Source organism: Kitasatospora sp. NPDC028055, assembly GCF_040637885.1.
Taxonomy (GTDB): Bacteria; Actinomycetota; Actinomycetes; order Streptomycetales; family Streptomycetaceae; genus Kitasatospora.
In genome coordinates this window covers 1-21,993 of sequence record NZ_JBEZXE010000049.1, presented here as the reverse complement: position 1 = coordinate 21,993, position 21,993 = coordinate 1, and the positions used below count along the sequence as shown (strand labels likewise).

At 71.5% G+C, this 21,993-nt stretch carries 17 protein-coding genes and 1 tRNA gene; 8 read left to right on the top strand and 10 right to left on the bottom strand.

The window, feature by feature from the left end; genetic code table 11:
- Positions 1-48 precede the first annotated feature (48 nt).
- On the top strand, positions 49-1,056 hold the full coding sequence (sbnB, locus tag AB0F71_RS33095; protein ID WP_360242470.1) for a 2,3-diaminopropionate biosynthesis protein SbnB: 1,008 nt from the start codon (positions 49-51) through the stop codon (positions 1,054-1,056).
- A gap of 180 nt (positions 1,057-1,236) precedes the next feature.
- Here the strand turns inward: sbnB and metG are convergent, their stop codons facing one another.
- The 5 genes from metG to AB0F71_RS33070 all read right to left on the bottom strand — a co-directional run bounded on the left by metG (position 1,237) and on the right by AB0F71_RS33070 (position 6,685).
- Positions 1,237-2,958, bottom strand: coding sequence for a methionine--tRNA ligase (gene metG, locus AB0F71_RS33090; RefSeq protein ID WP_360242468.1), 1,722 nt, complete (start codon positions 2,956-2,958; stop codon positions 1,237-1,239).
- Positions 2,959-3,091: 133 nt separating this feature from the next.
- Positions 3,092-3,292 (bottom strand): DUF397 domain-containing protein, encoded by a 201-nt coding sequence (locus AB0F71_RS33085; protein WP_360242465.1) that lies wholly within the window; start codon positions 3,290-3,292, stop codon positions 3,092-3,094.
- Positions 3,289-4,137, bottom strand: a complete 849-nt coding sequence (locus AB0F71_RS33080) for a helix-turn-helix transcriptional regulator (RefSeq protein WP_360242462.1) — start codon at positions 4,135-4,137, stop codon at positions 3,289-3,291. Before AB0F71_RS33080 ends, AB0F71_RS33085 begins: the two co-directional genes overlap by 4 nt.
- 534 nt (positions 4,138-4,671) lie before the next feature.
- Positions 4,672-5,274: a GNAT family protein gene (locus AB0F71_RS33075; protein WP_360242459.1), complete on the bottom strand. Its 603-nt coding sequence runs from the start codon at positions 5,272-5,274 to the stop codon at positions 4,672-4,674.
- 127 nt (positions 5,275-5,401) lie between these two features.
- Entirely contained in the window at positions 5,402-6,685 is a 1,284-nt protein-coding gene (locus AB0F71_RS33070; protein ID WP_360242456.1) for an adenylosuccinate synthase, read from the bottom strand.
- 126 nt (positions 6,686-6,811) lie between these two features.
- Here AB0F71_RS33070 and AB0F71_RS33065 point away from each other — a divergent pair, with 126 nt between their 5' ends.
- The 3 genes from AB0F71_RS33065 (at position 6,812) to purM (ending at position 10,642) form a co-directional block, all read left to right on the top strand.
- A complete protein-coding gene (locus AB0F71_RS33065; protein ID WP_360242453.1) occupies positions 6,812-7,651 on the top strand; it encodes a diacylglycerol kinase in 840 nt (279 codons plus the stop codon).
- Positions 7,652-7,891: 240 nt separating this feature from the next.
- On the top strand, positions 7,892-9,475 hold the full coding sequence (purF, locus tag AB0F71_RS33060; RefSeq protein ID WP_360242450.1) for an amidophosphoribosyltransferase: 1,584 nt from the start codon (positions 7,892-7,894) through the stop codon (positions 9,473-9,475).
- Positions 9,476-9,553: 78 nt separating this feature from the next.
- Positions 9,554-10,642, top strand: coding sequence for a phosphoribosylformylglycinamidine cyclo-ligase (purM, locus tag AB0F71_RS33055; protein WP_360242447.1), 1,089 nt, complete (start codon positions 9,554-9,556; stop codon positions 10,640-10,642).
- 290 nt (positions 10,643-10,932) lie between these two features.
- Here purM and AB0F71_RS33050 read toward each other — a convergent pair whose 3' ends face one another.
- Together AB0F71_RS33050 and AB0F71_RS33045 are read right to left on the bottom strand one after the other, a co-directional pair.
- On the bottom strand, positions 10,933-11,190 hold the full coding sequence (locus AB0F71_RS33050; RefSeq protein WP_049654080.1) for a DUF3073 domain-containing protein: 258 nt from the start codon (positions 11,188-11,190) through the stop codon (positions 10,933-10,935).
- Positions 11,191-11,609: 419 nt separating this feature from the next.
- On the bottom strand, positions 11,610-12,767 hold the full coding sequence (locus AB0F71_RS33045) for a Glu/Leu/Phe/Val dehydrogenase dimerization domain-containing protein (protein WP_360242444.1): 1,158 nt from the start codon (positions 12,765-12,767) through the stop codon (positions 11,610-11,612).
- A gap of 208 nt (positions 12,768-12,975) precedes the next feature.
- Between AB0F71_RS33045 and AB0F71_RS33040 the strand changes: the two genes are divergently transcribed.
- Together AB0F71_RS33040 and bldC are read left to right on the top strand one after the other, a co-directional pair.
- Positions 12,976-13,872, top strand: a complete 897-nt coding sequence (locus AB0F71_RS33040) for a hypothetical protein (RefSeq protein WP_360242441.1) — start codon at positions 12,976-12,978, stop codon at positions 13,870-13,872.
- Positions 13,873-14,359: 487 nt separating this feature from the next.
- Positions 14,360-14,566, top strand: a complete 207-nt coding sequence (bldC, locus tag AB0F71_RS33035) for a developmental transcriptional regulator BldC (RefSeq protein WP_014137253.1) — start codon at positions 14,360-14,362, stop codon at positions 14,564-14,566.
- Positions 14,567-14,914: 348 nt separating this feature from the next.
- Here bldC and AB0F71_RS33030 read toward each other — a convergent pair.
- Both AB0F71_RS33030 and hrpA read right to left on the bottom strand, forming a co-directional pair.
- Positions 14,915-14,988: transfer RNA gene (locus AB0F71_RS33030), tRNA-Asp, on the bottom strand.
- 132 nt (positions 14,989-15,120) lie between these two features.
- Positions 15,121-19,092 carry an ATP-dependent RNA helicase HrpA gene (hrpA, locus tag AB0F71_RS33025; protein WP_360242438.1) on the bottom strand — a complete coding sequence of 1,324 codons (3,972 nt, stop codon included), beginning with the start codon at positions 19,090-19,092 and terminating at the stop codon, positions 15,121-15,123.
- A gap of 194 nt (positions 19,093-19,286) precedes the next feature.
- On the opposite strand from hrpA, the gene AB0F71_RS33020 reads away from it, so the two are divergent.
- Both AB0F71_RS33020 and AB0F71_RS33015 read left to right on the top strand, forming a co-directional pair.
- Positions 19,287-19,808: a SigE family RNA polymerase sigma factor gene (locus tag AB0F71_RS33020; protein ID WP_360242435.1), complete on the top strand. Its 522-nt coding sequence runs from the start codon at positions 19,287-19,289 to the stop codon at positions 19,806-19,808.
- The gene (locus AB0F71_RS33015) at positions 19,805-20,842 is read left to right on the top strand and encodes a hypothetical protein (protein ID WP_360242432.1); all 1,038 of its coding nucleotides are present in this window, start codon (positions 19,805-19,807) and stop codon (positions 20,840-20,842) included. Before AB0F71_RS33020 ends, AB0F71_RS33015 begins: the two co-directional genes overlap by 4 nt.
- 61 nt (positions 20,843-20,903) lie before the next feature.
- Here AB0F71_RS33015 and AB0F71_RS33010 read toward each other — a convergent pair whose 3' ends face one another.
- A complete protein-coding gene (locus tag AB0F71_RS33010; protein WP_360242429.1) occupies positions 20,904-21,881 on the bottom strand; it encodes a LysR family transcriptional regulator in 978 nt (325 codons plus the stop codon).
- Between the last annotated feature and the right edge of the window lie 112 nt (positions 21,882-21,993).

Below are 21,993 nucleotides of genomic sequence, written 5' to 3'. Positions count from 1 at the left end.
CGCCCGATCCCCCGCCCGCACCGGGCGGACCCGACTGGAGCCACCACCGTGTTCGAGTTCAGAGTCATCGACGGCACCACCGCCCGCGAGCTCATCGCGGGAGCCCGCCCGCGGATCGTCCAGGAGGTCCGGGAGACCTACCTGACCCACGGCGCCGGCGAGTCCGTGAACCCCGACAGCTACTTCCTGCGGTTCCCGGCCAAGCCGGACGCCCGGATCATCGCCCTGCCGGCCTACCTCGGCGGCGGCGTCGGAGTGGCCGGGATCAAGTGGATCAGCAGCTTCCCGGCCAACATCGAGCGGGGCTTCCCGCGCGCCTCGGCCGCCCTGCTGCTGAACGACTACGAGACCGGCTACCCGTTCGCCGTCCTGGAGGCCTCGCAGATCAGCGCGGCCCGTACCGCGGCCTCCGCCGTGCTCGCCGCCGAGGTGCTCAGCGGCGGCCGTACGGCGGGCCGGCTGGCGGTGGTGGGCGCCGGCATCATCGCCCGCAACATCCTGGAGTTCTTCGGCGCCCAGCAGTGGGAGATCGACGAGCTGGTGGTGCACGACCGCAAGGCCGAGTACGCCCGGGCGCTGGTCGACCACGCCGACGCCGAACTCGGCTACCCGGCCAGGGTGGTGGAGAGCCTGGACGAGGCGCTCAAGGGCGCCGACGTGGTGGTGCTGGCCACCACCGCGGGCGAGCCGTACATCCTCGACCCGGAGACCTTCGCCCCCGGGCAGCTGGTGCTCAACATCTCGCTGCGCGACCTCGCGCCGGAGATCATCGGCGGCGCGTACAACGTGCTCGACGACGTGGAGCACTGCATGAAGGCGAACACCTCTCCGCACCTGGCCGAACAGCTCTACGGCAACCGGGAGTTCGTCACCGGCACGCTGGCCCAGGTGATCGAGGGCGAGGTCGCCGTCGGCACCGACCGCCCGGTGGTCTTCTCGCCCTTCGGCCTCGGCGTGCTCGACCTGGCGGTCGGCGCGCTGGTGCACGACGAGGCGGTGGCGGCGGGCCGGGCGACCGAGATCCCCGGCTTCTTCGCGGAGACCACCCGCTGGTAGCCCCCACCCCGGGCCCGCCCCACTGGGCCCGCCGACCCCGGGCCCGCTGACCCCGGACCCGCTGACCCCGGACCCGCAGACCCCGGGCCCGCCCCCCACGAAGGGCCCGGCACCACCGACGAGGGCCCCGACCGCCGCCCGGCGGTCGGGGCCCTCGCGGTGTTCCGCCCGCGCCGGGGCTCAGCCCTCGGAGCCGCCGAAGCGCGCCGTCCAGGCCGCCAGGTCCTCCTCGGTGATCTTCGCGAACAGCACCGGCGGCACGGTGAACGGCGTCCCGGCCGGGACGAGGTCCAGCGCCCGGGCCTCGTCCCCGTCGATCCAGGTCCGGGTGTCCCCGTCCAGCGCGAAGGCACCGCGCATCGCGGCCGCCGCGGTCGGGATGAACGGCTCGGACACCACCGCGTACAGGTGGATCAGGTTCATCGCCGTCCGCAGGGTCAGCGCCGCCGCCTCCGGGTCCGTCTTCACCTGGAGCCAGGGCGCCTTCTCGTCCAGGTAGGCGTTCCCGGCGCTCCACAGCGCGCGCAGCGCCTGCGCCGCCTTGCGGAAGTTGAGCGCCTCCAGCTGGGCCTCGTACTCGGCCAGCAGGCCGGCGGTCTGCTCGCCGAGCCGCTCCTCGGCCCCGCCCGGCGCGGCCCCGGCCGGGACTTCGTCGCCGAAGCGCTTGCGGCTGAACGAGAGCACCCGGTTCACGAAGTTGCCGAGGGTGTCGGCGAGGTCCTTGTTGACCACCGAGGCGAAGAGGTCCCAGGTGAAGCTGGAGTCGTCCGACTCGGGGGCGTGCGCCATCAGGAAGTAGCGCCAGTAGTCGGCGGGCAGCAGCTCCAGCGCGACGTCGGTGAAGATGCCGCGCTTCTGGCTGGTGGAGAACTTCCCGCCGTAGTACGTCAGCCAGTTGAAGGCCTTGACGTAGTCGACCTTCTTCCACGGGCGGCGCGAGCCGAGGATCGTCGCCGGGAACATCACGGTGTGGAACGGGACGTTGTCCTTGGCCATGAACTCGGTGTAGCGGACGGTGTCGTCGGCCTCGTACCACCAGGACTTCCAGTCCCGCGGCTGCCCGGCCGGGGCGGCGTCCGCCCACTCCTTGGTGGCGCCGATGTACTCGATCGGGGCGTCGAACCAGACGTAGAACACCTTGCCCTCGGCGGCCAGTTCGGGCCACACGTCGGCCGGCACCGGGACGCCCCACTCCAGGTCGCGGGTGATCGAGCGGTCCTGGAGGCCCTCGGTCAGCCACTTGCGGGCGATCGAGGAGGCCAGCACCGGCCAGTCGTCGCCGTGCGTGGCGATCCAGGCCTCGACCTCCTCGGTCAGCTTCGACTGGAGCAGGAACAGGTGCCTGGTCTCCCGGACCTCGAGGTCGGCGCTGCCGCTGATCGCCGAGCGCGGCTCCAGCAGGTCGGTCGGGTCCAGCACCCGGGTGCAGTTCTCGCACTGGTCGCCGCGCGCCTTGTCGTAGCCGCAGTGCGGGCAGGTGCCGACGATGTAGCGGTCCGGCAGGAAGCGGCCGTCGGCGTTGGAGTACACCTGGCGGATCGAGCGCTCCTCGATGAAGCCGTTGCGGTGCAGCTCGCGGGCGATCTCCTGGGTGATCTCCCGGTTCTGCGGCGAGGAGCTGCGGCCGAAGTGGTCGAAGGACAGTCCGAAGCCGTCGTACACCGCCCTCTGGGCGTCGTGCGCCCGGGCGCAGAACTCGGCGACCGGCAACCCGGCCTCCTGGGCGGCCAGTTCGGCGGGCGTGCCGTGCTCGTCGGTGGCGCAGATGTACAGCACCTCGTGGCCCCGTTGGCGCAGGTAGCGGGCGTGGACGTCCGCCGGGAGCATCGACCCGACCATGTTGCCCAGGTGCTTGATCCCGTTGATGTACGGAAGGGCGCTGGTGATCAGGTGCCGAGCCATCCTCGGATGCTCCGAATTCTCCGGCACGCGCACCCCACCCGGAGTGCGGTGCCAGGCGCAGGGGTCCATTGTGGGCTGCCAAGCCTACCGCCGCCCGTCCCGCCGCCGGGCCCGCGGCGGGGGCAGCGCGGCCTCACGGACGGGTGAAGTCGGCGTACCGGTCGAACTCCCCGGCCTTGACCCCGCGGACGAACGCCGCCCACTTGCGCGGCGTCGTCCGCACGACCACCTCGGGAAGGTCCGACTCGCGGATCTCCACCATGCCGCCCGACGCCCTGACCTCCACGCAGTCGGTGCTCTCGCCGCTGGCCGACGCCTTGCGCCACACGTTCATGCGAAATCTTTCAGTATGACCCGGATGAAGTCCCGGGAGTCGGCCACCCCGAGCGCGATCGCCGCGGTCTTCTCCTTGATCTGTCGGTAGGAGGCCAATTCCACTTCGGAGTGCACGAACTTCGGCCCGTGCGTGAGGTCGATCTGGACGGTGTCGAGCTCCGGGACGGGCCCGCGGGCGAGATACAGGCTCTCCCCGGAGCCGGTGTAGGTGGGCACGCTGAACGGGATCACCCTGATCTCCAGCCCCGGGCGCTCGGAATTCGCCAGCAGGCTCTGCAGCTGGTCGCGCAGCACTGCCGGGCCGCCGAACTGCATCCGCAGCGCGGACTCGTGCAGGATCGCGCTGTACGGCTTCGGGCGGTCGACGAAGATCTGCTGGCGCCGGATCCGGAATGCCTTCCGGACCTCCGCCTCCTGGCGGTGCTGTGCGGGGAGCCGCTCGAACACCGCGGCCGCGTAGTCCGGGGTCTGCAGCAGTCCGGGGATGAAGGTGCTGTTGAGGATGGAGAGCGACTCGGCGTGGTGCTCCATCTCCGCGATGTCGACGATGCCGCTGGGCATCCGCCCCCGGTAGCCGTCCCACCAGTACTTCCGGCGGTCCTGCGTCATGGCGAGCAGCGCGTCCAGGTACGGGCCGTCGGGGCAGCCGCAGGTGCGCGCCCAGGTCCGGAGCCGGTCGGCGCTGATCCCCGACTTCCCGTTCTCCATCTGGGAGATCTTCGGCAGGTCGGTGCCGATCGTGGCGGCCAGGCTCTTGGGCGTCACGCCCACGCGTTCGCGCATCTTGCGCAGCTCGATCCCCAGGCGCTGCTGGCGGACGGTCGGCGACAAGCGGGGTGGCATGACTCTCATCTCCGGATCGCGGCTTCGGTCGATGCTTCCGGTGAAGTGTGACGTGGACACCGGGCCCTAGCCAGCGAATTGGGGGATACCCCACGATGGAGTGAACGTCCAGTCCCTCGGTAGCAACTCTGGCACCCTGACCCTATGGTCATCCGTGTCACTCGCTGACTTGTTGTCGCCTAAACAGTCGCCAAGTCGCCTATCGGCCCTGCCAATCAGCCGTAAATACACCCAGATGCACGGTCAGGGCGTTCGGCATCACCGACCGGAGACAGCCGTGCCCCTTCCTCCCCCTCCCGGCCCCCCGCACCTGCGCCCCCACCGCCCCCACCTTCCCCAGCGCATTTCCGCACCCCGGTGAATGCCCTTCTGGTCGCCGGATTGTCCGCCCTCCTCCTCGCCGTCCTTTTCGTCGGCTGGCTGGTCTGGCTGGTCAACATGCAACCCCGGGAACTCCGCGCGACGAAAAGGGAGTTGATCCCCCGCCATTCCGCCCCCGCCGAGCACGAATAACACCCGGGCCGGGGCCCGCCGTCAGCCGCGGGCGAGGTGGTCGGTCAGGCGGGCCTTGGCGGGGGGCCACTCGTCGGCGAGCATCGAGAAGTAGGCGCTGTCGCGCCAGGTGCCGGTGGGGCGCAGGCGGTGGCGGCGCAGGACGCCCTCGAACTGGGCGCCGAGGCGCAGGATGGCGTTGCGGGAGCGCTCGTTGAGGGCGTCGGTCTTCCAGTAGACGCGGCCGGTGCCGAGGTCCTCGAAGGCGTGGGTGAGCAGCAGCAGTTTGGCCTCGGTGTTGACCGCGGTGCGCCAGACGGAGCGGGCGTACAGGGTGCCGCCGATCTCGACGGACTCGTCCACGGGGTTGATGTCGTGGTAGCCGGTGATGCCGACGGCGGTGCCGGTCGCGAGGTCGACGGCGGCGAACCACACCGAGTCGCCCCGCTCGGCCCCGGCGATGCGGGTGTCGAGGATGCGGCCGAGCTCCTCCTCGGAGGCCGGCGGGAGGTCCATGGTCCAGCGCCAGACCTCGGGGTCGGAGCCGACGGCGGCCCAGAGGTCGGCGAGGTGGTGGCGCCCCAGCGGCTCCAGGCGGATGTGGCGGCCGGTGAGCGTGGTGGCGGTGGGCGGCTTCGCGGTCATGCTCCCGAACGTAGCGCGCCTCTGCACTAGAGGCAATGGCCATATGTACTAGTGCAATGGGCCGAGGGCAAAGGGAAGGGCCCCGTGGGACGGAAACCGTCCCGCGGGGCCCTCCGGAGCAGCAGGCTCAGATGAACGAGTTGATCTGGATCGTCTCGTCCCGGCCGGGGCCGACGCCGATGGCGGAGATCGGCGCGCCGGACATCTCCTCCAGCGCCTTCACGTAGGCCTGGGCGTTCTTCGGCAGCTCGGCGAAGGTCTTCGCCTTGCTGATGTCCTCGGTCCAGCCCGGCAGCGTCTCGTAGATCGGCTTGGCGTGGTGGAAGTCCGACTGGTTGTAGGGGAGTTCCTCGACCCGCCGGCCGTCGATCTCGTACGCGACGCAGACCGGGATCTGCTCCCAGCCGGTCAGCACGTCGAGCTTGGTGAGGAAGAAGTCGGTGAGGCCGTTGACTCGGGTCGCGTAGCGCGCGATGACGGCGTCGAACCAGCCGCAGCGGCGGTCGCGGCCGGTGGTGACACCGCGCTCGCCGCCGATCCGGCGCAGCGCCTCGCCGTCCTCGTCGAGCAGCTCGGTCGGGAACGGGCCGGAGCCGACGCGGGTGGTGTAGGCCTTGAGGATGCCGATGACCCGGTCGATCTTGGTGGGGCCGATGCCGGCGCCGGTGCAGGCGCCGCCCGCGGTCGGGTTCGACGAGGTCACGAAGGGGTACGTGCCGTGGTCGACGTCGAGCAGGGTGCCCTGGCCGCCCTCCAGCAGGACGACCTTGTCGGCCTTGAGGGCCTCGTCCAGGACGAGGGTGGTGTCGGCGAGGAAGGGCCGGATCTTCTCCGCGTAGCCCAGGTACTCCTCGACCACCAGGTCGGCCGGGATGGCGCGGCGGTTGTAGAGCTTGACCAGGATCTGGTTCTTGTCGTGCAGCGCCGCCTCGATCTTCTGGCGCAGGATCGACTCGTCGAACAGGTCCTGGACGCGGATGCCGACCCGGTTGATCTTGTCCGCGTAGGTCGGGCCGATGCCGCGGCCGGTGGTGCCGATCCGGCGCTTGCCGAGGAAGCGCTCGGCGACCTTGTCGATGGTCCGGTGGTACGGGGTGATCAGGTGGGCGTTGCCCGAGATCAGCAGCTTGGAGGTGTCGATGCCGCGCTCGTTCAGGCCGGCCAGCTCGGAGAGCAGCACGCCCGGGTCGATGACGACCCCGTTGCCGATGACCGGAGTCACGTTCGGGCTGAGGATGCCGGAGGGGAGCAGGTGCAGGGCGTACTTCTGGTCGCCGATGACCACCGTGTGACCGGCGTTGTTGCCGCCCTGGTAGCGGACGACGTAGTCGACGGAGCCGCCGAGGAGGTCGGTGGCCTTCCCCTTGCCCTCGTCCCCCCACTGAGCGCCAACGAGCACGAGTGCCGGCACAGGCGTACACCCCTTCCGGTTGGGGCATCCTGCGTAGGCCGCAGTCTGCCCCGAGATAGACGAAGCCCCTGGCGCAATGGCGCAAGGGGCTCTTGCACCGAGAGATTACCTGAGGAAGGACCGGTCGTGTCGTCCCTGTCCACGCCTGGAACCGGCGGTCCCGAGCCCCTTCTGCTGCTGCTCGACCCGGTGGCCCGGCAGACCGACGGGGAGTCGGTGCGGATCGCGAAGGACGTGCTCTGCGGGGGTGCGGACGTCAAGGTGGCCTATCCGGACAACCCGACCGAGCTCGACCGGATGCTTTCGCACCGGGGTCGGCGGCGACCGGTGGTGATCGGTTCCGACCTCGCCCTGCAACGGGTGCTCCAGGCCCTGCACCGCCAGCGTGAGCTGGGCGCGGATCCGGTGGGCATGGTTCCGGTGGGCCGGACGGAGGAGCTGGCGGCGGCCCGCGCGCTGGGCGTGCCGGAGGAGCCGGTGCGGGCCGCGCGGGCGGTGCTGTCGGGGTCGCCGCGCACCTTCGACCTGCTGGTGGACGACGGCGGCGGGGTGGCGCTCGGCGGGGTGCGGATCACCGGGGGCGGTGCGCGCCGCTCCGGGGGCCGTCCGGGTGGTTGGCGTTCGCTATGGGCGAAACTGGCTGCGGCCGAGCAGGCGAACGCACTCACCTCCGACGCGGTCGACCACAGCCCCCGGGTCCGGGTCGAGGCGGACGGCCGACTGCTGGCCGACGTGCACCGCCCGGTCCGGCTGGTGGAGCTCACCCTCACCGGCGCGGACGGCGTCGGCGTGCTGGAGGTGGTGGTCCGCGCGCCCGGCGCGCTGGTGCGGGTGCGGGCGGCCAGCGTCTCGGTGGTCGGGCGCGGCTTCGGCTACGAGGCGGACGGCCATCCGGTCGGCCCGGTCCGGGCCCGGACCTGGACGGTGCACCCGGGCGCCTGGGGCCTGTTGCTGCCCGCCGCGTGACCTCCGGGTGAACCCCGGGTGAGCAGGCTCACGTTCGGAGCCGCCCGGCGGCCGACGCTGCGCACACGGAAAGCCCCAACAGGCGCGAACCGCAAGGCCAACCGCCGCTCGCCGGAATTCCCCCACCCGAATTCCCGGCTCCGTAAGGGGTTTTGTCTACGCGCGTTACTCCGCGATCGCCGCCCGGAGCGGGCGTCCCGGGTACCGGAAGCCCTGGTCAACTGCCCTAGACTCGAAGGCGTGCCACGTGGTGACGGAAGACTCAACCACGATCTTCTTCCCGGCGAGAAAGGCCCCCAGGACGCTTGTGGCGTCTTCGGTGTCTGGGCTCCCGGCGAGGAGGTCGCCAAGCTCACGTTCTTCGGCCTTTACGCCCTGCAGCACCGCGGTCAGGAATCCGCGGGCATCGCAGTGAGCAACGGCTCCCAGATTCTCGTCTTCAAGGACATGGGACTCGTCTCCCAGGTCTTCGACGAGGCCTCGCTGGGGTCGTTGCACGGGCATATCGCCGTCGGACACGCCCGCTACTCGACCACCGGGTCCTCGGTCTGGGAGAACGCCCAGCCGACCTTCCGCGCGACCGTCCACGGTTCGCTGGCCCTCGGGCACAACGGAAACCTGGTGAACACCGCCGAACTGGCGGCCATGGTCGCCGAACTGCCCGGCGAGGAGCACATCTCGCGCTCCGGCCGGACCGCCGCGACCAACGACACCGACCTGGTGACCGCCCTGCTGGCCGGCCACCCGGACCTCTCCATCGAGGAGACGGCCAAGGTCGTGCTGCCGAAGGTCAAGGGCGCCTTCTCGCTCGTCTTCATGGACGAGCACACCCTCTACGCCGCCCGCGACCCGCAGGGCATCCGCCCGCTGGTGCTCGGCCGGCTGGAGCGCGGCTGGGTGGTCGCCTCCGAGACGGCGGCGCTCGACATCTGCGGCGCCTCCTTCATCCGCGAGGTCGAGCCCGGCGAGCTCATCGCCATCGACGAGAACGGCATGCGCACCTCGCGCTTCGCCGAGGCCAAGCCCAAGGGCTGCGTCTTCGAGTACGTCTACCTGGCCCGCCCCGACACCTCCATCGCCGGCCGCAACGTGCACCTCTCCCGGGTGGAGATGGGCCGTCGGCTGGCGAAGGAGGCCCCGGTCGAGGCCGACCTGGTGATAGCGACGCCGGAGTCCGGCACCCCCGCCGCGATCGGCTACGCCGAGGCCAGCGGCATCCCGTACGGCTCCGGCCTGGTGAAGAACGCCTACGTGGGCCGCACCTTCATCCAGCCCAGCCAGACGATCCGCCAGCTCGGCATCCGGCTCAAGCTGAACCCGCTGCGCGAGGTCATCGCCGGCAAGCGCCTGGTGGTCGTGGACGACTCGATCGTCCGCGGCAACACCCAGCGCGCGCTGGTGAAGATGCTGCGTGAGGCGGGCGCCGCCGAGGTGCACATCCGGATCTCCTCGCCGCCGGTGAAGTGGCCCTGCTTCTTCGGCATCGACTTCGCCACCCGCGCGGAGCTGATCGCCAACGGCATGACCATCGAGGAGATCGGCCGCACGCTCGGCGCCGACTCGCTCGCGTACATCTCGATCGACGGCATGATCGAGGCCACCAAGCAGCCCAAGGACAAGCTCTGCCGGGCCTGCTTCGACGGCGAGTACCCGATGGAGCTGCCCGACCCGGCGCTGCTCGGCAAGCTCCTGCTGGAGGCCGAGATCAAGGGCGGCCAGCAGCAGCCGGCCGTCCGCGGCAAGCCGACCAGCGGCAGCGACCTGGACGGCGTCCAGTCGCTGCTCGGCGGGGCGGGCGCGGCCGACGCGCTGCGCCGCCCGTAACGACCCACGGTGGGGTCCCGCGAACCGGGGCCCCACCGCTGTCTCCGAACCACCCCCACCTGACCCGAGAGGGCCGCAGTGACCAGCTCCAACCAGAACGGCGCCACCTACGCCGCCGCCGGTGTCGACATCGAGGCGGGCGACCGCGCCGTCGAGCTCATGAAGCAGTGGGTGAAGAAGGCCAACCGCCCCGAGGTGGTCGGCGGTCTCGGCGGCTTCGCCGGGCTCTTCGACGTGTCCGCCTTCAAGGACTACGAGCGGCCGCTGCTGGCCTCGGCCACCGACGGCGTGGGGACCAAGGTGGCCATCGCGGCCGCCATGGACAAGCACGACACCATCGGCCACGACCTGGTCGGCATGGTGGTGGACGACATCGTGGTGTGCGGCGCCGAGCCGCTGTTCATGACCGACTACATCTGCGTCGGCAAGGTCGTCCCGGAGCGGGTCGCCTCGATCGTCAAGGGCATCGCCGAGGGCTGCGCGCTGGCCGGCTGCGCCCTGGTGGGCGGCGAGACCGCCGAGCACCCGGGCCTGCTCGGCCCGGACGAGTACGACGTCGCGGGCGCCGGCACCGGCGTGGTCGAGGCCGACGCGCTGCTGGGCCCGGAGCGGGTCCGGGCCGGCGACGTGGTGATCGCGATGGCCGCCTCCGGCCTGCACTCCAACGGCTACTCGCTGGTCCGCCACGTGCTGCTGAACGAGGCCGGCTGGAAGCTGGACCGCAAGGTCGAGGAGTTCGGCCGCACCCTCGGCGAGGAGCTGCTGGAGCCGACCCGGATCTACTCGCTGGACTGCCTGGCGCTCACCCGCGCCACCGAGGTGCACGCCTTCTCGCACGTCACCGGCGGCGGCCTGGCGGCCAACCTGGCCCGGGTGATCCCGGACGGCCTGCACGCCCGCCTGGACCGCGGCACCTGGACCCCGCTGCCGGTCTTCCGGACCGTCGCCGAGGTCGGCAAGGTGGCCACCCTGGAGATCGAGAAGACGCTCAACATGGGCGTCGGCATGGTCGCCGTCGTCCCGCCGCACTCGGTGGACGTGGTGCTGTCGATCCTGGAGGACCGCGGCGTCGAGGCCTGGCTGCTCGGTGACGTGGTCGAGCGCACCGACGAGCACGGGGCCGGTGCGGCCCTGTACAACGCCTACGAGGGCTTCACGACGGGCTGACCCCGGTCGGACGCGAAGAGGGCCCCTCCGGTGCACCGGAGGGGCCCTCTCCACGTCCCGGCGGCCCCTGCCTGCCCCGAGCCAAACCCGCCCCGCCGAACCAAACCCGCCCCGAGCCGAAGGGGCGCGCCGGTGCCGAAAGGGAGAAGCGACAAGCGAGGCACGAGCGCCGGAGCGCCGACCGTCGGCACCGGGTCCGAGCGCCCCGGAGGCGAGCGGGCGAATAAACGGAAACGCCGAAGACCGGTCCGGCGCCCAGGGGCGTCAGGACCGGTCAGGCGAAGCTGCGGTTACGAGCGGCGGGAGGCCTGCGACGGCCCGGTGCCCGGCTCGGTGTCGCCGTCGTCGTCGAGGTCGGCGTAGCGGGCGGCGTACTCCGCGTACGGGTCGTCGTCCTCCTCCTCCTCGATCGGCTCCGGCTCGATCGAAGCGGTGGACGGCGATACGCCCAGCTCGTTGGACAGACGATTAGCGTCGAACCCGCCGCTGTTGTACTTCAGCTCGCGGGCGACCTTCGTCTGCTTGGCCTTGGCCCGGCCGCGCCCCATGGGTCGACCCCCTCAACGATGGGGCTCACGGCCCCGAGTCTGACACGTGTTCATGATCAGGACCGGCCTGCCCGAATGGGAGGACCGTCCCTTGGAGCATTAACGGTACCTGTTTCCGCCGCTGGACGGTACGTCGTGGTTGTGACGTGGCGCGTACCGGCTGCACCCGAGACCGGGTCTTCCCAGGTCAGGGGAGGTTTTGCGGCGTTTTGCGCGCTGTCCGGAGGTGTTCGAGGTCCGTCGTTCCAGGACCGATTATCCCCCCTAGGGGGACCTCGGATCACCCGTTCGGGCGGAGAAGTGAGAATCCGGTTCCACATCGTGATGCGCGGGGGGCCGAAGGTGTCGGCCCCCCGCGCGTCCGCCGCCCGGAGGGGTCCGGGCGGAGCCGGATCAGGCTGCCGGATCAGGCCGCCGGATCAGCTGCGGCGCGAGCCGGGCAGCAGGACCGTGCGCAGCGCGCTGATCTCGCGCATCCGCTTCTCGGCCAGGCGGTCCGCGGCGACGGCCGGCGGGATGCCGTCGGAGGCGGCCCGGGTGAAGATCTCCAGGGTGGTGTCGAAGATCTTGGTGGCCTTGTTCTTGGCCCGCTCGAAGTTGAAGCCGTCGATCTCGTCGGCGACCTGGATCACGCCGCCGGAGTTCACCAGGTAGTCGGGGGCGTAGAGGATGCCGCGGTCGGCCAGGTCCTTCTCGACGCCCGGGTGGGACAGCTGGTTGTTGGCCGCGCCGCAGACGATCGAGGTGCCGAACTCGCCGAGCGCGGCGACCGAGGCGTCGGTCAGCGCACCGCCGAGGGCGCACGGGGCGTAGACGTCCAGCTTGGCCTGGAGCAGGGCGGTGGTGTCGGCGACCACCTCCACCTCCGGGTGGGCGGCGCGCACCCGGTTGACGGCGGCCTCGAAGGGGTCGGTGACGACGACGGTGGCGCCGTCCGCGACCAGGTGGCCGACCAGGTAGTGGCCGACCTTGCCGACGCCCGCGACACCGACCCGCTTGCCGCGCAGGGTCGGCTGGCCCCAGCGGGCCTGGGCGCTGGCGCGCATGCCCTGGAAGACGCCGAAGGCGGTCAGGATGGAGGAGTCGCCGGCGCCGCCGTGCTCGGGCGAGCGGCCGGTCACGAACTCGGTCTCGCGCGCGATGACGTCCATGTCCTGGACGTAGGTGCCCACGTCGCAGGCGGTGATGTAGCGGCCGCGCAGGGACTCGACGAAGCGGCCGTAGGCCCGGAGCATCGCCTCGTTCTTGTCCTTGTTCGGGTCGCCGATGATGACGGCCTTGCCGCCGCCGAGGTCGAGCCCGGCCAGCGCGTTCTTGTAGGACATGCCGCGGGACAGGTTCAGCGCGTCCTCCAGGGCCGCCTCCTCGGAGGCGTACGGGAAGAAGCGGGTGCCGCCGAGGGCGGGGCCGAGCGCGGTGGAGTGGATGGCGATGATCGCCTTGAGGCCGGAGCTGCGGTCGTGGCAGAGGACGACCTGCTCGTGGCCGTCGCCGGGGGCGCCGTCCTGCTCGGTCCGGAAGATCCTGCTGAGCACACCGGGTGCGGGGTGCGTGGCCGGGGTCTGTACGTCGGTCACTGTGGTGACTCCAGTATCGAGGGCCCGCTGCTGTGGTGCGGGCGTCTGGGGCGAAAGCGTAGTCGCGCGCGCGGGCCCGATCAGCCCTCTTGTCCGAGCTTGTGCCCATTGTCCGAGGAGTGAGATGAAAGGAGAGCCGCGGTGCGGGCGCGAACGGTTCGGGGTCGCGCCCTCCCCGGGCCGGGCGGCGCGTGCGACCATGCAGGACGTGACCGTCGTACGCACCTCCGTACTGCCGCCCTACGCGGCCCACCTGCGGGTCTACGAGCCGCTGGCGGCCTATCCGGAGCCCGAGCGGGCGCACTGGCAGGCCTACGCCGCGGAGCACGGGCCGGACGCCGCGGCGGCGGAGCAGTCGGTCGCGGCGGCGGTGCTGGAGGAGCAGCGGGCCGCCCTGGTGGAGCTGGCCGCCCGCACGCCCCGGGCGCTGCCGGAGCAGGAGAGCGGCCGGGCGTACCTGAGGACGGTGGACGGCGTACTGTACGTGTGCCCGTGGGCGACCAGGCTGCGCAGTTGGCAGGCCCTGGAGGAGCTGCGGGCGGGGGCCCCGGTGGCGCTGGTGGACACCGCGGTGCCGCCGGTGACCCGGGCGGCCGCCGAGGCGGACCGGGAGCGCTGGCTGGCCGGGCACCCGGACGCCCGGCCGTGGATCCTCACCAGCCGGTGGGAGGTCCCGGTGCGCTGGTTCCTGCCGTTCGGGGACGAGGACCGGTGCTTCGTTCCGGGGGGAGCGGGCACGGAGGAGGGGGAGCGGGGGAGGCCGGCGGCGCTGTTCTACCTGGTGCCGATGGCCCAGGCGCGGCGCCGGGTGGCGCGGGCCTACCGGGCGCTGCGCGAGGCGGTGCCGGCCGGGGAGCTGGTGCGCGGGGCGGAGCTGGTCGGGCGGTGGCTGGAGGAGTTCCACCCGCGCTCGCTGGTGGAACTGGACTACGGGGGGCTGGTGCATCTGCTGGGGCCGGAGCGGTTGTTGGCGGACCGTTCGGCGGGGGAGCTGGAGGACGGGCTGCGCGCGCTGCGGGCGGGGGACACCGCCGAGGCGCTGCGGGCGTACGGGGAGCTGACGGGGCGGTGGCAGCGGGTGCTGGCGCTGCGGCACGCGAACTGAGGTCCGACCGCCCGTGTATGACTGTGAGAGGTCTTTGGTCCACAACGGCGCGGACCAAGGTCCCGGTTCGGGTCAATAGCTGTCGAACGTGACACTACTCACCGTTGACGCGAACTTACCCCTATGTGCAAAAATGGGACAACCAGCCCAACTTCACGTGAGCGTGCCCACTTTTGGGTGGTTCTGGAGTCGATGCGTGCTTTGCGGGGAAACGGAGGGTCTGGTCCCCTCGTAACCGGACGTCACAGCCGTGTGACTGTCCGTTATGGGGTGGTCCATCGCCATCCGTCGGCCTTGAACCCGTGAGGGGTCAATTTTGGCGGTTTGGTCGATAGGGCTGGACGGATGGTGTAGTTGTAGACACCAGGACAAGCCGTTCGTCCTATAACCGACTCGGCCCGTCTATGCCATTTCGGGCATCGCGGGCCAAGGTGCAGAATTTGAAGGATAGAACCGCCCTGGTTCGGTTCTCCCGAGGAGGCCGCTCATGACCGCTCGTACCCCTGATGCTGAGCCGCTGCTGACGCCGGCAGAGGTTGCCACCATGTTCCGCGTGGACCCGAAGACGGTCACCCGCTGGGCCAAGGCCGGCAAGCTCACGTCGATCCGCACGCTCGGTGGTCACCGCCGCTACCGTGAGGCGGAGGTGCGCGCTCTGCTGGCGGGGATTCCCGCTCAGCGCACTGAGGCCTGATAGGCCAAAGGCTCTTTCGAAGGGGCCGCTTACCGGACTCCGCCGGGTCCGGTAAGCGGCCCCTTTGTCGTACCCGGCGACGGCCCCCCGGTGGTCGGAATGCTGAACTCCGGATAACGATTCGGTGCGCATGATGCGGGGGGGATTTACAGTGAATAACAGTGCAATTTTACATATTAAATTAGTAGAGTCCGGAACGGGTCGTTTCGGGGACGGTTTCCGGGGGGTGCGAGTGACGACCGTCACGCGCCCGATCTCTTGTGGTCTAGACCTAGTTCGGAGTAGGGGCCGTGCGGCCAAACGCGAGAGGCCCGGAACCTTGACGGTTCCGGGCCTCTCGCACTGCGGCGATCCCGACGGGACTTGAACCCGCGACCTCCACCTTGACAGGGTGGCGAGCTAACCAACTGCTCCACGGGACCAGAGTGTTCTGATCTCGTTCACTCGCTTGCCGCGCTGCGAACAAGACAGACTGTAGCCCATGGTGGGCCCCCAGGTCGAACTGGCTCCTGAGGGCCCCGGCGCGCACCCGCAGCTCAGCGGTGCCGCCCGGGTCACAGCGTGGCCCGGGCCGCCTCCATCGCCTTGGTGATCCGCTTCTCCGAGACCGGGCTCGGCGTGCCCAGCCCCTGGGCGAAGAAGCTGACCCGCAGCTCCTCGATCATCCAGCGGATCGCCCGCACCTCCTCGGAGGGCTGCTGCCCGGCCGGTACGGCGGCCAGCAGCTCCCCGTACGCCTGCTGCACCTGCTGGACCTTCAGCAGCTGCTGGGCGTCCCGCTGCGGGTGGTTGGGCAGCGCCTCCAGCCGGCGGTCCACCGCCAGCAGGTAGCGCTTGAGGTCGGGCAGCCGCTGCCAGCCGGTGGCCGTCACGAAGCCCGGGTGCACCAGTGAGGCCAGGTGCAGCCGGACGTCGTTCACCGCGTTCAGCAGCACCGGGCTGCTCACCGACTTCAACCGGGTCGAGGCCTTGTGGAAGGCGATCAGCGCGGTCGCCGTCTTGAGCGTGGTGTCCGCGGACAGGTCGTACAGGTCCGCCCGCACCTTGTCGTGCAGCTTGCCGAAGGCCGCCTCGTCCCAGGCCGGGCCGCCGGCCAGCGTCATCAGCCGGTCCGTCGCGGCGGCGACGACGTCCTCGAACAGGGCCGCGATCGAGCCGTGCGGGCTGTGCGAGAGCGCCAGCTTCGCCTGGTTGCCCAGCCGGCCCTGGATCGACTTGGCCGGGGAGGTGGTGGTCAGCATCAGCAGCCGGCGGGTGCCGTCCCACATCGCCTGCGCCTGCGCCTGCGGGGTGTCGAACAGCTTCACGCCGACCGTGTCGCCCTCGTCCACCAGCGCCGGGTAGGCGCGCAGCGAGTGGCCGCGGGAGCGCTGCTCGAAGGTGCGCTGGAGCACCGGCAGCCCGGCCGGCCAGGCGGTCAGCCCGCTCTGCTCGATGCCCCGGCCGGAGGCCGCCGAGGAGAGCGTCTCCTTCAACTTGGGCTTGAGCCCGATCCGCAGCTCCTCCAGGTCCTTGGACTCGGCGAGCCGGCGCTTCCCGTCCACCACCCGGAAGGTCACCTTGAGGTGGTCCGGGACCCGCTCGTCGTCCCAGGCCTCCGGGGGCACCGTGACGGCCGTCAGACGCTTGAGGGCGTGCTCCAGGGACGGCAGCAGCGGCTCCTGGCGGTCCTTCACCGCGCGCAGCGCCGCCCGGGCGAAGTCCGGGGCCGGCACGAAGTTGCGCCGGATCGCCTTCGGCAGCGACTTGATGTACGCGGTGACCAGCTCCTCCCGCAGACCGGGGATCTGCCAGTCGAAGCCCTCCGCGGTGACCTGGTTGAGCACCGGCAGCGGGATGTGGACGGTGACGCCGTCCGCGTCGCTGCCCGGCTCGAACTGGTAGGTCAGCTTGAAGCGCAGCTTGCCCTGCTGCCAGTGGTCCGGGTAGTCGGCCTCGGTGACGCCGTCCGCGGCGTCGTTGATCAGCATCGACTTCTCGAAGTTCAGCAGGTCCGGCTGCTCGTGCCGGGCCTTCTTCCACCAGGAGTCGAAGTGCCGGGTGGAGACGACCTCCTCGGGCAGCCGGGCGTCGTAGAAGTCGAACAGGGTCTGGTCGTCCACCAGGATGTCCCGGCGGCGGGCCCGGTTCTCCAGCTCCTCGACCTCGCCGAGCAGCTTGCGGTTCTCGGCGAAGAACTTGTGGTGGGTCTCCCAGTCGCCCTCGACCAGCGCGTTGCGGATGAACAGCTCGCGACAGAGCTCCGGGTCGATCCGGCCGTAGTTGATCTTGCGCTGGGCGACGATCGGCACCCCGTAGAGGGTCACCTTCTCGTAGGCCAGCACGGCGCCGGACTTCTTCTCCCAGTGCGGCTCGCTGTAGCTGCGCTTGGTCAGGTGCTCGGCCAGCGGCTCGACCCACTCGGGCTCGATCTTCGCGTTGATCCGGGCCCACAGCCGGGAGGTCTCCACCAGCTCGGCCGACATCAGCCAGCGCGGCGGCTTCTTGAACAGGCCGGAGCCCGGGAAGACCGCGAAACGGGCGCCGCGGGCGCCGGCGTACTCGCGCTTCTCCACGTCGAACAGGCCGATGTGGGAGAGCAGTCCGGCCAGCAGCGACTGGTGGATCCGGTCCGCGTCCGGCTCGGCGTCGGGATGGGGCTCCTCGATCGTCACGCCCAACTGCTTGGCGACGGTGCGCAGCTGGGTGTAGACGTCCTGCCACTCCCGTATCCGCAGGTAGTTGAGGAACTCGGACTTGCACATCCGGCGGAAGGCCGAGGAGGACAGCTCCTTCTGCTGCTCCCGGACGTAGCGCCACATCGCCAGGTAGGACAGGAAGTCGGAGGTCTCCGAGTTGAACCGGCGGTGCCGCTCGTCGGCGGCCTGGCGCTTCTCGGCCGGGCGCTCGCGGGGGTCCTGGATGGACAGCGCGGCGGCGATCACCATGACGTCCCGGACACAGCCGTTCCGGTCCGCCTCCAGCACCATCCGGGCCATCCGCGGGTCCACCGGGAGCTGGGCCAGCTTGCGGCCGAGCGCGGTCAGCCGCTTGCGCGGGTCCTTCTCCTCCGGGTCCAGCGCGCCCAGTTCGTGCAGCAGGTGGACGCCGTCCTTGATGTTGCGCGAGTCCGGCGGGTCCAGGAACGGGAAGGCGGAGATGTCGCCCAGGCCGGCGGCGGTCATCTGCAGGATCACCGAGGCCAGGTTGGTGCGCAGGATCTCGGCGTCGGTGAACTCCGGGCGGGAGAGGAAGTCCTCCTCCGAGTAGAGCCGGATGCAGATGCCGTCCGAGGTGCGGCCGCAGCGGCCCTTGCGCTGGTTGGCGCTGGCCTGGCTGATCGCCTCGATCGGCAGCCGCTGCACCTTGGTGCGGTGGCTGTAGCGGGAGATCCGGGCGGTGCCCGGGTCGATCACGTACTTGATGCCGGGGACGGTCAGCGAGGTCTCGGCCACGTTGGTGGCCAGCACGATCCGGCGGCTGTTGGAGCGCTGGAACACCCGGTGCTGCTCGGCCGAACTGAGCCGGGCGTACAGCGGGAGGACCTCGGTGTTGCGCAGTTTCAGCTTGGTGAGGGCGTCGGCGGTGTCGCGGATCTCGCGCTCGCCGGAGAGGAAGACCAGGATGTCGCCCGGGCCCTCGTCCTGCAGCTCCTGGGCGGCCTCGCAGATCGCCTGGATCTGGTCGCGGTCGCGGTCCGCCTCGTCGGCCTCGTCGTCGGCGTCGTCGACGATCGGACGGTAGCGGACCTCGACCGGGTAGGTGCGGCCGGAGACCTCGATCACCGGGGCGTCGCCGAAGTGCCGGGCGAAGCGCTCCGGGTCGATGGTCGCGGAGGTGATCACGACCTTGAGGTCGGGGCGGCGGGGGAGCAGCTGCTTGAGGTAGCCGAGCAGGAAGTCGATGTTGAGGCTGCGTTCGTGCGCCTCGTCGATGATCAGGGTGTCGTACTGGCGCAGGTCCCGGTCGGTCTGGATCTCCGCCAGCAGGATGCCGTCCGTCATCAGCTTGACCAGGGTGTCCCGGCCGACCTGGTCGGTGAACCGGACCTTCCAGCCGACCGCCTCGCCGAGCGGGGTGTCCAGCTCCTCCGCGACGCGCTCCGCCACCGTGCGGGCGGCGATCCGGCGCGGCTGGGTGTGGCCGACCAGGCCGCGGACGCCGCGGCCCAGCTCCAGGCAGATCTTCGGGATCTGGGTGGTCTTGCCGGAACCGGTCTCACCGGCGACGATCACCACCTGGTGGTCCCGGATCGCCGCCAGGATGTCGTCCTTCTTCTGGCTGACCGGGAGCTCGGCGGGATAGGTGATCTTCGGCACGGCGGCCCGGCGCTGCTCGACCAGCAGCTCGGCGCGGTCGATCTCGGCGGCGATCTCGGCGGCGATCTGCTGACGGGCCTCCGGCTTGCGGACCCGGCGGGCCCCCTCCAGCCGGCGCCCGATCCGCACCTCGTCGCGCAGGGTCAGCTCGGGCAGGCGGGCGGCCAGCTCACCGATTCCGGGACCCTCGGCGGGGACGGAGGCGGACTGGACTGCGGGAGAACTCACTGCGGGCATCCCTCTAGGTTCGCAAGGAGGCACGGCGGAGCGCACCTCGGTTTTCGAGCCCCTCCAGTGTCACAGCCGCCGGTGCGGAATCGCGAACGCCGGGCGCCCCGGTCGCGCGGGCCGCGCGGAACGGGTGGGGTGAGCCGGGCAACGATCCAGGGCCGTTCCGGACTCTGGAGGGGGAGGAGGTGCTCATGGGAGCCCACGAGACCGCACGGGACGAGGAGTTCCGGGCGTTCACCGGCAGTGCGTGGTCACGGCTGCTGCGGACGGCCTACCTGCTGGCGGGGGACCGGCACGGCGCCGAGGACCTGGTCCAGCAGGCGCTGGAACGGGCCTACGTGCACTGGAACAAGGTCCGGGCGGCCGACGACCCGAACGCCTACGTGCGCCGCATCCTGATCAACGAGCACGCCCGGCGGTTCCGGCGCAGACCGGCCGAGTACCTGGTCGAGGCCTTCCCCGACCGGCCCGCCCCGGCCGGCCCCGACCCGGACGACCGGGCCGTGCTGCTCACCGCCCTCGCCGCCCTGCCGCCGCGCCAGCGGGAGGCCGTCGTGCTGCGGTACTGGGAGGACCTCAGCGAGTCCCAGACCGCGGCCGCGATGAACTGCTCGGTCGGCACGGTGAAGAGCCAGGCCGCCCGGGGGCTGGCCAAACTGCGGGAGTCCTCCTCACTCAACGGACTGACCAGCATCGGAGGTAGCAGCAGATGAGCACGGAGTCCATGCCCGGGAACGAGGACGTGGAGGCGGCCGAGGCCGCGGTCTCGTGGGAGCTGGGCGAACTGGCCGAGAGCGTCGAGGCCGGTCCGGTGCCGTACGACCGGCTGCTGGCCGGCGGGCGGCGGCGGCTGCGGCGGCGCCGGCTGCTGACCGGGGCGGCGGTCGCCGGGCTGGTCGTGGCGGTCGGCGGGGCGGGGACGCTGCTCGGCGGTCCGGGCACGGTGTTCGGCGGGTACGGGCGGGGTGCCGGCGGCGCCTCGGTGGCGGCGGTACCGCCGGCGGCGGTTTCCCCGGGGGCTGCGGGGGCGGGTGCTCCGGGGGCTCCGGGGGCGGTCGGTCCGGGGGCTTCGGGGGTGTCGGGTGCGGGGTCGTCGGTGGTCACCCCGACGGTCACCCCGACGGCTTCGGTCTCTCCGGTGGCCTCGGCCGTTCCGTCCCGGGCCGTCCGGGACCCGTTCACGCCGGTCCGGGTCAAGGTCGGCGAGGGTACGGCGAAGGGCCACGCCCTGGAGGCCTGGGTCGCCCTGTGGCCGGCCGCCCCCACCGCGGAGGACAGCCTCCGGCAGAGCCGGCTGATCGGGGAGGAGCGGCTCGCCGCCGACCCGCGCCTCCCGCCGCCCCCCCGGCAGGACGTCGGCCCGGCCTGGGACCCGGCCACGGACCGGGCCGACGTCTACCTGGTCGTGGACGGCAAGCGGCAGCCGGGCGACTACGTGGATCCGGTCCCCGCCCCGGGCGGGGTGGAACCGACCGGCACCGACGCCGTCATCGGCGGCGTGATGCTCAACCGCGTGGTCGGGACGGCCGGCAGCCCGGACATGGTGGTCGTCCCGGTCCGGCCCGAGGTCGCCAGGGTCGTGGTCGGCTGGAAGACCGGCGGCTCGGTCGAGGCGGTGCCGGTCGCGGTCGGGGACTCCACGGTCCGCTGGTACGCCGTCGTCCGCAGACCGGGCTCCGCCGACAACACCGTCGTCTCCTACGCTGCGGACGGGTCGGTGCTGCGGACCCAGACCACCTGGTGGTGAACCGGCGCCCCGGCACCCCGGTGCCCCGGCGCCCCGGCACCCTGGCACCGGACCGGAGCACTCATGGCTGGAGCGCGGCCTCGTCGGCGTCCGGGAGCCAGTCCCGGGCCGGGTCGTACTCCAGCCACCGGCTGCGGGCCGCCTCCGCGGTGAACGCCCGTAGTAGGAAGTCCAGTTGGCCGTCCCGGTCGGGGTCGCGGTCGGCCTCGCGGTCGGAGCGCCAGAGCAGCGACCAGGCGTACAGCGGGGTCGGGTCGGCCAGCGGAACGGTCCGCACGCCCGGGCGGTCGGGCAGCGGGCCGTCGGCCGGCACCAGCGAGAAGCAGGTCGGATCGGCGCCGACCTGGTCCAGGAAGTGCTCCAGGCCGAGGTTGGTCGAACCGACCCGGCCGTCGATGCCGAACCGGGTGGCGAAGCGGGTCAGGAAGTCCAGGCGGTCCACGGCGGCCGGGTAGCGCAGCACGCTGCCGCGCAGGTCCGTCGGGGCCAGGGTGTCGCGGCCCGCCAGCGGATGGTCGACGCTCAACAGCGCGTCCACCGGCTCGAGTCGGACCAGGCGGTGCGTCAACCCGGCGTCGGCGCCGTCCGGCAGGGCGTGCACCCGGCCGAACCCGGCATCCGACTCGCCGCGCAGCAACGCCGCCGCCACCGAGGGCAGGTCCCGGCCCGGCACCGGCTCCACCTCCAGCCCCGGCGCCGCGTCCACCGCCTGGGCGAGCGTGCGCATCGGCGCGTAGAGGTGGCCCCACACGTCTATCCGCAGTGGCCGTCCGGCCCCGGCGCCGCGCACCGTCGCCACCGCGCGCTCGCCCTGCGACAGCAGCCGCCGGGCCGGCTCCAGGAACCGTGAACCGGCGGCGGTCAGGGCCGCGCCACGGGCGTCCCGCTCCAGCAGGCGCACGCCGAGGGCGGCCTCCAGGCGGGCCACTCGCTTCGACAGGCCCTGCTGGGTGATGCCCAGGCGGGCGGCGGCGCGGCCGAAGTGGAGTTCTTCGGCGGTTGCGGTGAAGGCTCTTACCTGTGCCAGATCCAGATCCACCTCGGCACCCTAGCGGGGGCGGCGGTTTCTAGGGGTCGTTGCAACACGTGGTCGGTTTGCTCAGGCCGCGATGAGTTTATGCAGGCGCTCGGCTGGGGTCTCCCAGCCGAGC